Annotated in this window: 9 protein-coding genes and 1 tRNA gene; 6 read left to right on the top strand and 4 right to left on the bottom strand. The window is 58.9% G+C overall.

The features are described from left to right. Window positions 1–5 precede the first annotated feature (5 nt). Entirely contained in the window at window positions 6–2,183 is a 2,178-nt protein-coding gene (locus tag CSV91_RS10195) for a MurT ligase domain-containing protein (protein WP_232049610.1), read from the top strand. A gap of 100 nt (window positions 2,184–2,283) precedes the next feature. Then, window positions 2,284–2,360, top strand: a tRNA-Glu gene (locus tag CSV91_RS09695). Between the two features lie 357 nt (window positions 2,361–2,717). On the opposite strand, the gene CSV91_RS09690 is transcribed toward CSV91_RS09695, so the two are convergent. From CSV91_RS09690 to CSV91_RS09680, 3 genes are all read right to left on the bottom strand, one after another. Next, window positions 2,718–4,088: a serine hydrolase domain-containing protein gene (locus CSV91_RS09690; RefSeq protein WP_157758028.1), complete on the bottom strand. Its 1,371-nt coding sequence runs from the start codon at window positions 4,086–4,088 to the stop codon at window positions 2,718–2,720. 192 nt (window positions 4,089–4,280) lie between these two features. Continuing rightward, entirely contained in the window at window positions 4,281–5,750 is a 1,470-nt protein-coding gene (locus CSV91_RS09685) for a PTS transporter subunit EIIC (RefSeq protein ID WP_099432704.1), read from the bottom strand. Window positions 5,751–5,818: 68 nt separating this feature from the next. Beyond that, on the bottom strand, window positions 5,819–7,150 hold the full coding sequence (locus CSV91_RS09680; protein WP_099432703.1) for a 6-phospho-alpha-glucosidase: 1,332 nt from the start codon (window positions 7,148–7,150) through the stop codon (window positions 5,819–5,821). A gap of 209 nt (window positions 7,151–7,359) precedes the next feature. On the opposite strand from CSV91_RS09680, the gene CSV91_RS09675 reads away from it, so the two are divergent. Next, on the top strand, window positions 7,360–8,100 hold the full coding sequence (locus CSV91_RS09675; RefSeq protein ID WP_099432702.1) for a GntR family transcriptional regulator: 741 nt from the start codon (window positions 7,360–7,362) through the stop codon (window positions 8,098–8,100). A gap of 108 nt (window positions 8,101–8,208) precedes the next feature. Here CSV91_RS09675 and CSV91_RS09670 read toward each other — a convergent pair whose 3' ends face one another. Further along, complete coding sequence (locus tag CSV91_RS09670) at window positions 8,209–10,296, bottom strand: glutamine synthetase III family protein (RefSeq protein ID WP_099432701.1); 2,088 nt, start codon at window positions 10,294–10,296, stop codon at window positions 8,209–8,211. Window positions 10,297–10,722: 426 nt separating this feature from the next. On the opposite strand from CSV91_RS09670, the gene CSV91_RS09665 reads away from it, so the two are divergent. The 3 genes from CSV91_RS09665 to CSV91_RS09655 are packed head-to-tail and all read left to right on the top strand — an operon-like array spanning window position 10,723 to window position 14,942. After that, on the top strand, window positions 10,723–11,595 hold the full coding sequence (locus CSV91_RS09665) for a methylenetetrahydrofolate reductase (RefSeq protein WP_099432700.1): 873 nt from the start codon (window positions 10,723–10,725) through the stop codon (window positions 11,593–11,595). After that, complete coding sequence (locus tag CSV91_RS09660; protein WP_099432699.1) at window positions 11,595–12,383, top strand: hypothetical protein; 789 nt, start codon at window positions 11,595–11,597, stop codon at window positions 12,381–12,383. The genes CSV91_RS09665 and CSV91_RS09660 overlap by 1 nt, the downstream gene beginning before the upstream one ends. A gap of 9 nt (window positions 12,384–12,392) precedes the next feature. Continuing rightward, the gene (locus CSV91_RS09655; RefSeq protein WP_172622483.1) at window positions 12,393–14,942 is read left to right on the top strand and encodes a homocysteine S-methyltransferase family protein; all 2,550 of its coding nucleotides are present in this window, start codon (window positions 12,393–12,395) and stop codon (window positions 14,940–14,942) included. Window positions 14,943–15,037: the final 95 nt, after the last annotated feature.

Here is a 15,037-nt window from a genome sequence, read left to right as displayed (position 1 = left end):
ACTTCATGAACTTCCGCTCATCTCTCGCCTGCACCTCGAGCGATATCGCCCGCTGGGGACTGCGCTCTGTCCTCAAACGCCAGGGTGGCGTGCTTCCCGGCCGCATCGCCATGAAGATCGACCCCGAGCTGCTAAGCGACCTCGCCGGCCTCGTCGACCGCAGCGTGGTGATTACCGGTACTAATGGCAAGACCACCACCTCCAACCTCATCGCTGACGCCGTTGCTGCCAGCGGCGCTACCGTGGTGTGTAACCGTGCCGGCAACAATATGGAGCCTGGTGTGGTGGGTGCTCTGCTCGAGGCCCGCGGCGGCCTTAAGCACGCCAGCAGCGGCAAGCGCGTGGGCGTTTTTGAGTGCGACGAGCTCTACACCGTACGCGTTCTGCCCAAGCTCAAACCGACGTACTTTGTGCTGCTCAACCTGTTCCGCGACCAGCTAGACCGCTACGGCGAGATCGACCATACCCAAGACGTCATCGCCCATGCGTTGGAGCTCTCTCCGACGACAACGCTCATCTACAACGCCGACGATCCGCTGTGCGCCTCGATCGCCGCGCGCGTCCCCAACACGAGCATCGCCTTTGGCATCGACGGCGCCACGGGCACCGAGTCCGACCGCATTAGCGACTCGCGCTTTTGCTCGCAGTGCAACGCCCCGTTGGAGTACGACTACGTACAGTACGGACAGCTCGGAGCCTATCATTGCCCTTCGTGCGGCTGGGGTCGCCCCGCGCTGCTCCGCCGCGTGACGGGCGTTGAGCTCGGCTGCGACGGCTACGGCTTTGACCTGGCCTTTGGACCCGAGGCCAACGCGCCCGCCGTGCACATCGCCACGCGCTACAACGGCCTGTACATGGTCTATAACGTCGCCGCTGCCTTCTTTGCGGCGCACGAGCTGGGCGTGGACGCGGCGCATCTGCAGCCCACGCTTAATGCCTACGTGCCCGCCGGCGGACGCATGGGCCGCTGGGATATTGCCGGCCGCACCGTCGAGGCCAACCTGGCCAAGAATCCCGTGGGCTTCGATCGCCAGATCCAGTCCATTAAAACGGCAGGTGGCAGGCTCTGCGCCTTCTTCCTAAACGATAACGATGCCGACGGCCACGATGTCTCGTGGATCTACGATGTCGACTTCGAGCGCATCGCCGACACGCCGGGTCTTGTCGCCTTTGCCGGAGGCACGCGTGCGCACGACATGCAGGTACGCCTCAAGTACGCCGGCATCGATGCCGCGATTATCTCGGACGTCGCGCAGGCGATCGGCGCCGTGGCAGACGAGGCCGCCGATGACACCTTCTACGCCGTCGCCAACTACACGGCCTTCCCGCCGCTGGTCAAGGAGCTCGACGGACTCAAAGGCACCGATGCGGCCACGGTTGCCGCCCACACTGCACCGTGCGCCGATGGTAGCGCTGTCCCCACCGATATTGCGCCGGTCGAGCTTTCGCGCCCGCTGCGCATCGTCTATCTGTACCCCGATGCCCTTAACCTCTACGGCGACGGCGGCAACGTCATCGCCCTCGAACGCCGCTGCGCCTGGCGTGGCATTCCCGTGCGTGTAGACGAGGTCCGTATGGGCGAAACGCTTGATTTGACCGATGCCGATATCGTCATGATGGGCGGCGGTGCCGACCGCGATCAGCTGGCCGTGGCACACGAACTGCTCGCTCAAAAAGACAAGGTCGCGGCCTATGTTGAAGACGGCGGTTCGCTGCTTGCCATCTGCGGCAGCTACCAGCTGCTCGGCCGTTCGTACTATATGGGCGAGGATCGCATCGAGGGTCTGGGCGTCATTGCCGCCGAAACCGTACGCGGCTCCGACCGCCTGATCGGCAACGTCGCCGTCAAGACCGACCTGGCACCCGAACCCTTTGTGGGATTCGAGAACCACGGCGGCCGCACTCTGCTCGACGCAGAGGCGACGCCGCTCGGAACGTCCGTCGTCGCGGGCACCGGCAACAACGGCGACGATGGCTTTGAGGGACTGATCTACAAGGGCGTCATCGGCACGTACCTGCACGGACCGGCACTGCCCAAGAACCCCGAGCTCGCCGACTGGCTCATCACCCACGCCCTCGAGCGTCGCGGCGATGCGCAGGCCACAGCCCTGCTGCCGCTCAAGCCCCTCGACGACACCTACGAGCACGCCGCCCACGACGCCGCCATGAAGCTTCTCCCCTAGCACCTCACCACCACAAAGGGGACAGGCACCTTTGTGGTGGTTTTCCAGTTTGCCAACGATATACGCGCCGGCAAAAAAGTCTGCTATACTCTTTCCCGCTGTCCCCATCGTCTAGCGGCCAAGGACGCCACCCTTTCAAGGTGGATATCGCGGGTTCGAATCCCGCTGGGGGCACCATTTAAACTGAGAAGCCCGTTACCCTCGCGGTGACGGGCTTTTTGCTACCGATATGCCGGGATTCGAACCCGACAGGGTGCGGAGCTGAGGAAACGCGAAGCGTTTTCCAGCGCAGCACGCAAGGAGCGAAGCGACGCAGCGAATGCGGGCGGCGCCAGCCGCACGCGGACATTCGAGCCCAACAGGGTGCGGAGCCGAGGAAACGCATTTACGCTTCGACCCTAACAAGTGATTGACTTAGTCCCTAGCAATACGATATCTGAAACGTCCGTATCGAAAAACATTGCCTGGAGACAGCTCCGTCTCCATTAGCCGTGATGTTGACAAGCTTTCTTATCAATCGCACGTCTTGAAAAATTATCCCAACTTCAAAATCGCTGTAAGTTCCGAGGGTGTCGGGAAACAGCACATTCCCTCAACTCGCACCCTGCACACAGCATAAATACCTCCAATCCGTACATCGATAAAACAGCGCCGCGTGTAGTCCAGTTCCCTGGTCTCGATTTGTAAATTTGTTGGCGAAGTCCAGGCATACGCTGCAAACAACTTGCGAACATCCCATGCGGGGGCATCGTCCCTCTCAGCTTCATGAGTCACGAAAGGAAAGAGGTCTCCAACGCCGGCCCCATCGCCCGATTTGCAAACCCAAGACTTGTAGCCGGCCCTCACGCCGTACTCACGACCATCGCGCAACAGAGATAAATCCAGCTCATTCTCATAAAATCGAATATCGATCTCTTCAAAATCCCCGAAAATGCAATGATGAATGCCCTCGAGGCGTAATGAGCTCAAACGTCCGCCAGAAGCCAACCCAACTGGCACGGGAATACTATCGAAGTCACGTTCGGAAGCCACCGTTTCCCGAACACTAGACTCTTTGAACAATACCTTATACAGCGGATCAAGCAGCGCCTTACTTCCTGTCGTGGAACTCGAGCAAGCGATGACAAGGCCATCTGTGGGCCGTATGTAGCACAGCTGCCCAAAAAGGCCGGAGCATCTGAACCCGCCACGCCGGCACATCCAGAACTGGTATCCATAGCCATTGCTGTCTTCAGTCGCCTCAGACGGATAAAAGGGGCTCGTTTCCATCTGAATCTTCGTCGCCTCGGCAACCCATTCCGCGGGAATGATCTGTTCCCCACGCCACTTGCCGCCATCCAGCAAACATTGACCAAACTTAGCCAAATCCGGTGTCGAAAGGTGAAGACCAAAACCTCCGGTCGTATGACCGGCTTGATCCTCTTCCCACCACCAATTTCTAATGCCTAACGGCGTAAACAAACGTTCAGCGAGATAATCGGATTCTTTCGTTCCACTTATGCGTTGCACGAGCATGCTCAATAAATGTGAACACAGCGAATCGTAGTGAAAGACCTCGCCCGGCTTCCAGTCAAACTCACGATGAAGAACCTCATGTGCCCAGTCGTCTCCCGCGCCAATATACGAAAGGTCACTCTCCTGCCCCATCGTCATAGTCAGCAAATTGCGAACCGTCACATTGCGAAAGCGCTCATCCGCAATCTCGCCTTCATATTCCGGGAAGTATGAAATCCAGCGATCGGCCAGCGACAGCCGTCCTTCATTCACCAACATCCCAACAGCAACCGAAGTGAAGGACTTAGTCACAGAATAGAGCGGGTGAACGTGTTCGAGGGCGAACGGCGCAGCCGCATGCTCGAAGACGACTTCACCATCTTGTCGGACCACGACTGAGCGGACTTCCACACCCGCGGACCTCCACGCCGCAAGGCACGCCTCGCCCATCTTATTGTCAAAGATAATATTAGGCACCCTCAACCACTGCCTCTCGAACGAAATCAGTACAAGATGAGGTCGCCCTCGACGCTTATTCAAGGACGACCTCGTCTAATTGCTGGCGCGCGGGGAAATACTTGTCCCGCAGCTCCACTTCTTTGGCTACTTTGCAGCCTCTACCGCCGGCACGTCCTCCTTGTACGTCGCATACGTAAGCAGGAACGAAATCACGCTGGAAACCACGATGGCTATGATTACGTAAATCAGGTAGTTCGCGCCCATTGCACCGGACGGGTCAATGAAGCCCGGGAAGGCGCAGAAGCCGCCGCCGGTGAAGGCGAACATCTTGGTGCCAAGAGCGCCGATGATTAGGCCGCCGGGCACAGAGGCGATGCAGCTCATGATAAAAGGCTTCTTGCGCGGAAGGGTCACGCCGTAGATGCAGGGTTCGGTGATGCCGAAGAAGAAGCCCGAGATGAACGCCGGCCATGCAAGCTGCTTGAGCTTTACGTCCTTAGTCTTCAGAAGGATAGCGAGGACGGCAAGGGACTGAGCGTATGAACAAACCATGTACGGCGCCATGACAATATCCCAGCCCTGGGAGGCAATGTTCACCAGCATGAGGGCAATGACACTCCAGTGGAATCCGAAGATGACCATAGGCTGCCAAATGGCAGTAAGCACGATGCCGCCGAGCGCGCCGCCGATGACAGGCAAGCTGTAGAGGGAGTTAAACAGCAGGCTCATGAGGTTCGTGATCAGGGTGGCAATCGGGCCAATAATCAAATAGGTAGCGGGGACCATCACAACGAGCACGCACGTAGGCACAAAGAAGAACTTTACATACTCAGAGAAATGCTTGCGGCACCACTTCTCCAGCTTTGCCGCGAACCAAACAGAGATGATAATCGGAATGACAGAGCTCGTATAACCCGAAGACGGCATGATGACGGGTATGCCGAGGAAAGTCGTGTAGTAGTTCATGGCAAAGGGAGTGCCGGCAAACACCGTTCCCAAAACATCGCCAGATGTGATGTTGACCATCGCCGGATACGTAAGTGCGATACCGAGCGTCATGCCAACGAACTCACTACAGCCAAACTTCTTTGCCGCGGTATAGCCAAGGATAATCGGCAGGAAGTAGAAGAAGCCGTCACCAGCCGCATATAGAATCTGGTACAAGCCATCTGTCGCCGTAATCCATCCAAGGGCGACGAGAATACTCAAAACACCCTTGATCATGCCCGCGGCACACAGAACCGCAAGAATCGGCTGGATTACGCCCGAAATAGTATCGATAAGGGCACTAACAACGTTTCCTTTCTTGACGGGCTCACCATCAAGATTAACCTCGCCCAGTCCCTCGACACCAGAAGCGGCAACCGCGGCATCGTAAACATCCTCAATCACATTGATGCCGACAACAACCTGATACTGGCCATTCGCGTTGATTACTTGAATGACGCCTTTATGAGATTCAATTGCCTTAGTATCGGCCTTCGCATCGTCTCGCAGCTTGAAACGTAGACGCGTCATGCAGTGCGAGATGCTCAGGATGTTTTCCTTACCGCCGACGAGGCCAACTACGTCCTCGCCGAGCTTGCGATTTGCAAGCTCTTTGCTTTCGCTCATGGTTTTCCTCCCATGCGGCCTGTCCAAGGTCGGCCGCCCGCCATCATTCGCTAAATTGATTTCCGATACTAGTGAAGCTCTGGCCAGAACTCCTTATTCGCCTCAATGAGATCGTCAAGGATCTTCTTTGCAACGGAGGCAGAGGGGACCGTCTTCGAAAGCGTCAGCGCCTGCCAAAGCTCCTGATAGGAATGGTCGACCCAAGCAGACACTGCAAGCTTTTCGACCGAGACCTGTTCCTCCATAAGTCCTTTCTGGAATTGCGGAATCTCACCTTGGCAAATTTTCTCGTAGCCGTCGCTGCCGACGATGCAGGGGATCTCGACCATAGCCGTTGGGTCAAAATTGGACACAGCCCCGTCGTTGGGAACAATCAGCGAGAAACGTTCACGGGTGTTCTCTGCCAAAGCGCGAGCGAGATCGACAATGTACTCAGCGTGGGTATCTGGCTTAAGGCCGAAACCCTCAGACGTGCCCTTTTCGATGATCTGGCGAGCGGTACCGAAAACGCGTTTCTCGCGACCCTCACGGACCTCGTCGGTGCGGGTGTGGTTGGGGTCGGTGTGCTCAACCACATAGTCCGGGAAGAGATAGTACTTGAGGTAGGTGTTCGGAATGGTATTCGGATCGAGCGCGTAAACATCCTTAGCCTTACGGAACGTCTGGTCCCAAGACGCATCGACGAATTCAAGGCCAGAATCCTCGCCAGCATAACCGTTTTTAGCCATTTGGGCCTTGATAGTGGGCATAAGGTCATTGCCTGCACGGTCGTGAATCTTTGTCCACCAGCCAAAGTGGTTGAGGCCGTAGTAGCCGACGACGAGGTCGTTGTGGTCCTTGAGACCACACATCTGAGCCATGATATCCATCAGGGCTATTGGCATGTCGCAAATGTTGATGATCTTTGAATCCGGGCGAAGGCGGCGTGTCGCCTCAGCAACGATCGCCGCGGGGTTGGAGTAGTTGAGCATCCATGCGTTGGGACTGTATTTCTCCATGTAGTCAAGGATCTCGAGTACGCCGCCAATGGAGCGCAAGCCATAAGCAATGCCACCAGGACCGCAGGTCTCTTGGCCGAGAACGCCATAGCGCAGGGGGATCTTCTCGTCCTTATCGCGCATAGCGTACTTGCCAACGCGAATCTGGGCAAGTACAAAGTCGATGCCTGTGAAGGCCTCCTCAGGGTCGGTCGTATAGCTGAAGGTTACCTCTGGGGCATTCTCCCTGATGTAGATGGCACATGCCTTGGCAATTGTCCCCTGACGCTCGGCATCGTTGTCATAGAGCGTAATCCTATTGATGGGGAACACATCACGCTTCGCGAGAAGTGTCAGAACAACGCCCGGCGTATAAGTGCTTCCGCCTCCCGCGATAGTAACCGCATAGCTCTGTTTTGCCATTGCAAATCCTCCTGTCTAGACATGTACTTGACGACTTGAATTATATCCTCAGTGATTTGCTATCTGTCTAGACATGTTAAGCACACGGGTGAACGGTTGATTTATGACGGTAAGCGGTAACTTTAAGCGTCTTCACTTCCTATAATTGGTAGAAACAGACTATCGCGCCGATTTGACGCATTCCGCACCACCTCTATAAGGAGAGCATTTTGGCAAGGATCCTGTACAGTGAAATTTACCGCAGCCTTCGAGAGCGGATTGTCGAAGGTAAGCATCCCGTGGGATCGCTCCTTCCTTCCGAACAAAATCTGTCCAAAGAGTTCTCCTGTTCTCGAATGACGGTGCGCAAGGCCATTTCACTTCTCGCAAATGAAGGTCTAGTTCAGTCCATTAAAGGCAAGGGAGTCCTCGTAATCGAGACGTCACTTGCAGGCGCCAGCAAAGAGGGCGCATTCACCGTAAATGACCTTTCTTCGTTCAGCGAATCGGCACACGCGATCGGAGCAATTCCAACGTCAAAAATCGTCTATTTCGAACACGTAAGCACCAATAAGTATCTAGCTCAGTTGACGGGATTTCCCGAAGGAGAAGACCTTACGCATTTGAAGCTCGTCCGCATGCTCGACGATAAACCGGTCGCTGTCGACCGCCACTACTTCCTAACTTCCTCCGTCCCCGGCCTAAACGAGCAGAATGCCACCCTGTCGCTCTTCCATTACATCGAGGATGAGCTAGGGCTCACCATTGCCGTGAGCAAACGAACGATAACACTCGCCCAGCCCGACACTGAGGACTGCCGGTTGCTTGACGTCGATTCTTCTTCGTATCTGGCGGTCGTAACCAGCCAGACATTCGACTCAACCGGAACTCAATTTGAGTATGTCGAGGCGCGTTATATTCCGAGCATCTTCCATTTTCACGACACGGCAACGCGCACACCCCTACCCTAGCAAACGGCACGGAGCAGACTCTTCCCTAATAAATTTGTTCAACAAGAAAGCCAGGGGCCGCGCGATGCGGACCCCGGCTCAATACCGTGACGATATGTCAGTTACGCTCTACACGTAGAACAGGATGTCGTCGTAGGTCGGGACCGGCCAGTAGTCAGCGGCCACGATCTCCTCCATGGCATCCACGGCGGCACGCAGCGTATCCATAGCGGGAACGACCTCGTGCGCGTACACGTTGGCCTGCTCCTGGCCATCGAGGGCCTCGGCCTTCTGATGTACGGCGTCGAGCGCCTTGATGGAGTCGTTGATGGCGGTGATGCCGTTGCAGAGCTTGTTGAGCGTGTTCTGCTCGCACTGCATGGCAGCATCGGCACCGGCAGCACGGATAGCCTCAAGGCCCTTAGCGACCTTGGTGGCATAGGCGGTAATGACCGGGCGATAGGTACGACGCGCCTCGCGAACCATCGTGGTGGCCTCAATGTTCATGAGCTTGTTGTACTTCTCGAGCTTGCAGTCGTAGCGGCACTGAGCCTCGGCCTTGGTCAGGACGCCCGTCTCCTCAAAGAGCGCGATAGCCTTATCGGAAACAAAGGCGGGAAGAGCGTCGGCCGTGGTCTTGTTGTTGGCAAGGCCGCGCTTCTCGGCCTCGATGGGCCACTCGTCGGAGTAACCGTCGCCGGAGAACAGGATGCGCTGGTGATCGGTCAGCACCTTCTTGCAGTACTCGAGCGCGGCGTCCTGGAACTTATCCTCGGGCGTACCCTCGAGTGCGTCGGCGAAGGACTTGAGCGACTTGGCCACGGCGGCATCGAGCACCAGGTTGGAGTCGGAGACGTTCTGCTCGGAGCCGCAGGCACGGAACTCGAACTTGTTGCCAGTGAAGGCAAACGGGGAGGTGCGGTTGCGGTCGGTGTTGTCCTGCATCAGCTTGGGCAGGGTATCGGCACCCAGGTCGAGCACGCCGCGCGTGGCATGGACGGAAGCCTTGCCATCGATAATCTTCTCGACGACCTCGGTAAGCTGGTCGCCCAGGAAGATGGACATAATCGCCGGAGGAGCCTCGTTGGCGCCCAGACGATGATCGTTGCCGGCCGAGGCAACGGAGGCACGCAGGAGCTCCTGATAGTTATCGACGGCCTCGATCACCGCGGTGAGGAAGACGATGAACTGCAGGTTGTCGAGCGGGGTGTCGCCCGGGTCGAGCAGGTTCTCGGACTCGGTGCCAAGCGACCAGTTGTTGTGCTTGCCCGAACCGTTGATGCCCTCAAAGGGCTTCTCGTGCAGCAGGCAGACCAAGTCGTGGCGGGAGGCGATGAGCTTCATCTTCTCCATCATGACCAGATTCTGGTCGATGGCCTCGTTGACCTCGCCGTAGACAGGGGCGAGCTCATGCTGGCAGGGAGCGACCTCGTTGTGCTTGGTCTTGGCAGGAATGCCAAGCGCCCACAGTTCATCGTCCAGGTCCTTCATATAGGACGAGACGGTGGGGCGGATAGCGCCAAAGTAGTGTTCCTCGAGCTCCTGGCCCTTGCAGGGAGCAGCGCCAAAGAGGGTGCGACCGGTGATGACCAGGTCCCTGCGCTTGCGGTAAGCGTCCTTCTTGATCAGGAAGTACTCCTGCTCATCGCCCACGGAAGGAACGACCTTCTTGGGGGTCTTGCCAAACAGCGCCAAAACGCGCTTGGACTCACGCGAGAGCGCGGTCATAGAGCGCAGCAGCGGGGTCTTCTTGTCCAGGGCCTCGCCCGTGTAGGAGCAGAAAGCCGTGGGGATGCAGAGGACGTCGTCCTTGATAAAGGCGGGGCTGGTGGGGTCCCAAGCGGTGTAGCCACGGGCCTCGAAGGTGGCACGCAGGCCGCCGTTGGGGAAGCTGGAGGCGTCCGGCTCGCCCTGGATGAGGTTCTTGCCCGTAAACTTGGTAATGGCGGTGCCGTCGTGGTTGGGCTCGAGGAAGCTGTCGTGCTTCTCGGAAGTAATGCCCGAAAGCGGCTGGAACCAGTGCGCGTAGTGCGTCGCGCCCTTGGAGATGGCCCAGACCTTCATGGCGTGGGCAACGGCGTTGGCCACATCCAGGTCGAGCGGCTCACCGTCCTCGAGGGTTGCAGCAAGGCGCTTCCAAATGTCCTTGGGGAGGTAGTCCTTCATGACTTCCTCAGAGAACACCATGGTCCCGAAGCGGTCAGTAAGTTCGGCCATACGGAACTCCCTTCGTATCGGCACCGCGTGAGAAGCGGTGTTGATTACTAACGAACGAGTCATAGATTAGGCTCGTCGTGTTTCCGCAACATTACCGTTATGTTGCTGTCACGAAACCAATCAATGAGGTTACCGCATCGCGGCGGCGTTGCCGCCCTCAACAGCCAATCAACTGTATAAATTGCAGACCTCTCCCCATGGTTTAAGGGTAGTCAATTTGGGATGGGGCTCTATTAACTGGTATTTCGCATCAGATACCAGTCTTTATAGCCCGTATCAAAATCAGCCGCTCTGCTATAGGGAATGTCGATAGCAAGGCATCTTTGATTGGTATCCCCGAATAGCGAGTGAAACTCCACCGTGACACAGTGGTGCTGTAGAATCCTTACAACACATCACACTATTACGTATCTAAAGGAGCACGATATGCGCGTCGATGAGGTTTTTAAGCAGGCAGCATCCCAGGGCACCACGCCCGTTTCTTTTGAGATGTTCCCGCCCAAGGGCGAGCTCACCCTCGATACGGCTCGCAAGGTGGCAGGCAATCTGTGCAAGCTTTCGCCGAGCTTTGTCTCGGTTACTTGCTCGGCCGGCGGCTCGGGCAACGGTGCCACCACCGCCCCCATCGCGCATATGATTACGAGCGAATTCGATACACCCTCGGTGGCACACCTTACCTGCGTGGGCCGTTCGCACGCCGATATCGCCGCCAAGATCGACGAGTATCGCACCGCCGGCGTGGAAAACATCCTGGCCCTGCGTGGCGATCTCCCTGCCGGCGCGACCGAGGACGACAAGCCCGCCTCCGACTACGCCTACGCCCGCGACCTCATCCCCGAGCTCGTCGACGCCGGCTTTTGCGTGGGCGCCGCAGCCTACCCCGAGGGCCACATTGCCTGTGAGGATCTCAACCTCTCGGTCGAACACCTCAAGCAAAAACAGGACGCTGGCGCGAGCTTCTTTGTGACGCAGCTCTTCTTTGATAACGAGTGCTTCTACCGTTTCCGCGAGCTTGCCGACAAGGCAGGTATCACCGTGCCCATTACCGCGGGCATCATGCCGTTTATGGGCAAGTCGCAGATCAGCCGCATGGTCTTTATGTGCGGCGCGTCGCTGCCCTCCCCCGTCATCAAGATTCTCGCCAAGTACGAGAACGACCCCGAGAGCCTGCAGGCAGCCGGCGTAGATTATGCCGCCCGTCAGCTTTGCGACCTTAAGGAGCACGGTGCCGCCGGTCTGCACCTGTACACTATGAATCGTCCTGCGATCGCCGCGACCATTATGGAGCGCCTAGGGTAATGGAAAAACCGCACATCGATACAACCGCTGTCGAAGTGCCGGCCGACCTTGCGTCGCCGGCGCTTTACCGTGTCGATGCTGCGCACCATCCCCGTGTCGACCGTGCCGAGATGCTGCGATATCTGGGTTACGGCGGGCAGCAGATTGAGCCCGAGCTGTCACGACGTATTGAGCTTGTGGTCGAGCGCCTTGAGCTGGACATTGAGCCCCGTGGCGTGCGCCGCGTATTTGCCATCGATGCCACGGGCGTGGACGAGCAGGGAGAGCCTTGCATCCGTCTGGTTGGCACCAACGTTGAGTTGCAAGGTCGCGATATCTATCGCCACCTTAAGGACGCCCGCCTTGCCGCACTCATGGCATGCACACTCGGCATGGACGCCGAACGCCGTCTGCGAACCACCGGAGCCCAGCAACCCCTGGAAGGCGCCGTGCTCGACGCCGCATGCTCTGCCTATGTAGAAGCCGCCGTCGAGCAGATGGACCAGCAGGTCAAGGCCGCGGCCGCTGCACACGGGCTCGCCGGCAACTGGCGCTTCAGTCCCGGCTATGGCGACTGCCCGCTCTCTGCCCAGCGCTCGATCGTGGATGCACTCAACGCCACGCGCCTCATTGGACTTACCGTCACCCCCACCAGCCTACTCATGCCCACCAAGAGCGTGACCGCGGTGATCGGCCTGTTCGACGGCGAGGTCCACGACGCCCAGAGCCGCCCCACCTGCAATATCTGCCGTATGCGCGAGCACTGTCGCTTCCGCGCCGCCCACACCACCTGCTATTCCAGCCATTAGGAGCCCTCGATGTTTACTCCGCTTATCACTCATGATTCTGACGGCACTGCATTGGCGGCACCCGTTGATGCCGCACGTCGCAACGGTGCCGCGTACAAAACGCGCACGATCGACGACCTGCACATTAAGGACGATCGCCTGCGCGCCGCCATCGAGGGCACGGGGCACCTGCTGTTCGACGGCGGCATGGGCACCATGCTGCAGGCGGCCGGCATGAAGGCCGGCGCCCTGCCCGAGCTGCTCAACTTTGAGGAGCCCCAGGTCATTACCGACATCCAGCGTCAGTACGTCGAGGCCGGCTGCGACGTGATCACCGCCAACACCTTTGGCGCCAACGCCCACAAGCTCGACGGTGCCGCTACCGTGGCAGATGTCTTTGCCGCCGCCGTCGCCTGCGCCCGCGCGGCCGGTGCCCACTATGTCGCCGGCGACATCGGCCCCATCGGCGCCCTGCTGCGCCCCTTGGGTACCCTCAGCTTCGACGAGGCCTATGACCTCTTTGCCGAGGAAGTACGCGCCGGCGTCGATGCGGGCGTGGACCTCTTTATTATCGAGACTATGACCGACCTGGCCGAGATCAAGGCGGCAGTCCTCGCCTGCCGCGAGAACTCCGACCTGCCCGTCTTTGCCACCATGACCTTTGAGGAAGACGGTCGCACCTTCTTGGGCACGAGCCCTGAGGTTGCCGCCATCACCCTCGACGCCATCGGCGCCGACGTCCTGGGCATCAACTGCAGCCAGGGCCCGGCCGAGCTCCGAGGACTCGCCGCGCGTATGCTCACCGTCACCGACAAGCCCGTTATGGTGCAGGCCAATGCGGGACTCCCCCATGTGGACAACGACGGCAACACCGTCTTTGATATCCAAGCCCCCGAATACGCCAAGGCCGTCGCCGGCATGATTGCCGACGGCGTGAGCGTCGTGGGCGGCTGCTGCGGCACCACGCCGGCGCACATGGCAGCGCTGCGCACGCTCATCGATAACCACACGCCCAGTCCGCGCCACCGCAAGCCCAGCATGTCGGTCACGAGCGCCCAAACGGTCGTGGACCTTCCCTGCGACGGCCACAAGATTGCCGTCATCGGCGAGCGCATCAATCCCACCGGCAAAAAGCGCCTGCAGCAGGCCCTGCGCGACGGCGACCTGGACTACGTCGTGAGCCAGGGCATCAGCCAGCAAGAGCAGGGCGCCGACATCCTGGACGTCAACGTGGGCCTGCCCGAGATCGACGAGGTCAAGGTCATCCAGCAAGCGACCGAGCAGCTCCAGGGTTCCACGCTGCTGCCGCTGCAGATCGACTCCACCGACCCCGCAGCCGTCGAGGCCGCCGTACGCCGCTACGCCGGCAAGCCCATCATCAACTCGGTCAATGGCAAGCAGCAGATCATGGATGAGATCTTCCCGCTGGTCGCCCACTACGGCACCAACGTCGTCGGCCTTACGCTCGACGAAAGCGGCATCCCCGATACCGCCGAGGCCCGCTTCGCCATCGCCGAGCATATCGTGGCCGAGGCCGCCCGCTACGGCATCGGCCCGGACCGTATCCTCATCGACTGCCTGGTCATGACCGCCTCGACCAATCAACGCCAGGCCGAGCAGATCCTACGCGCCATGTCCCTGTGCAAGGAGCGCCTGGGCGTCAAATGCGCGCTCGGCGTGTCGAACATCAGCTTTGGTCTGCCCGCGCGGCCGCTGCTGGGCTCGGTCTTTTTGGCCGCCGCCTTTGGTGCAGGTCTGGACGCCCCCATCATGAACCCGGGTTCCAAGCGCTTTATGGATACCGTCTACAGCTATCGCGTGCTGAGCGTTGAGGACGAGGGCTCGACCGGATACATCGAGCGCTACGCTGGCTGGATCGATCCGTATAAGATCGCCGCAAACCCGGCAGCAGCTCAGGCCGCATCGACCGACACCGTGCCCGCTGCTGGCACCGCCGGCACCGACGACCCGATTCGTCGCATGGTCGTCTCGGGCCGCAAAGGCGAGATCGCTGCCGAGACCGAGCGTCTACTGGCAGATCACGACGCCATGGACCTCATCAACAATCACTTTATCCCCGCCCTCGACGAGGTTGGCGTCCTCTTTGACCAGGGAAAATTCTTCTTGCCGCAGCTTATGGCCTCGGCCGAGGCGGCACGCGTGGGCTTCGACACCATCAAGCGGCTGATGCCCGCCGGCGAGATTGCCGACAAGGGCAAGATCTGCGTGGCCACCGTTAAAGGCGATATCCACGACATCGGTAAGAACATCGTCAAGATGCTGCTCGACAACTACGGCTATACCGTCTTTGACCTAGGCCGCGACGTCGACCCGCAAGAGGTGCTCAAGACCGTACAGGAGCGCGACATCAAGCTCGTCGGCCTTTCGGCGCTTATGACTACCACCGTCGTGGCCATGGAAGAGACCATCAAGCTGCTTCATGCCGAGGTGCCGGGCGTCAAGATCATCGTAGGCGGCGCCGTACTCACCCCCGAATACGCCAAGCAGATCGGCGCGGACTACTACGCCAAGGACGCCGCCGAAAGCGCTCGTATCGCCGAAGAGGTCTTTGGCCAGTAACACAACGGAAACAACCGAGCGCCAAAACGTGCCGCATGCGCCACTTGGCACGTGCGGCACGTTAGAATAGAAAAGACTATGCTCGTTTTGGCAGA

The sequence above is a fragment of the Collinsella aerofaciens genome (assembly GCF_002736145.1).
Lineage (GTDB): Bacteria > Actinomycetota > Coriobacteriia > Coriobacteriales > Coriobacteriaceae > Collinsella > Collinsella aerofaciens_A.
This window is presented reverse-complemented; position numbering and strand designations above follow the sequence as displayed.

Bases quoted from the DNA above. Each gene is read 5' to 3' on its own strand.
- CSV91_RS10195 (WP_232049610.1), top strand. From the start codon at position 6: ATGAACTTCCGCTCATCTCTCGCCTGCACCTCGAGCGATATCGCCCGC.
- CSV91_RS09685 (WP_099432704.1), bottom strand. From the start codon at position 5,750: ATGAGCGAAAGCAAAGAGCTTGCAAATCGCAAGCTCGGCGAGGACGTA.
- CSV91_RS09680 (WP_099432703.1), bottom strand. From the start codon at position 7,150: ATGGCAAAACAGAGCTATGCGGTTACTATCGCGGGAGGCGGAAGCACT.
- CSV91_RS09670 (WP_099432701.1), bottom strand. From the start codon at position 10,296: ATGGCCGAACTTACTGACCGCTTCGGGACCATGGTGTTCTCTGAGGAA.
- CSV91_RS09665 (WP_099432700.1), top strand. From the start codon at position 10,723: ATGCGCGTCGATGAGGTTTTTAAGCAGGCAGCATCCCAGGGCACCACG.
- CSV91_RS09660 (WP_099432699.1), top strand. From the start codon at position 11,595: ATGGAAAAACCGCACATCGATACAACCGCTGTCGAAGTGCCGGCCGAC.
- CSV91_RS09655 (WP_172622483.1), top strand. From the start codon at position 12,393: ATGTTTACTCCGCTTATCACTCATGATTCTGACGGCACTGCATTGGCG.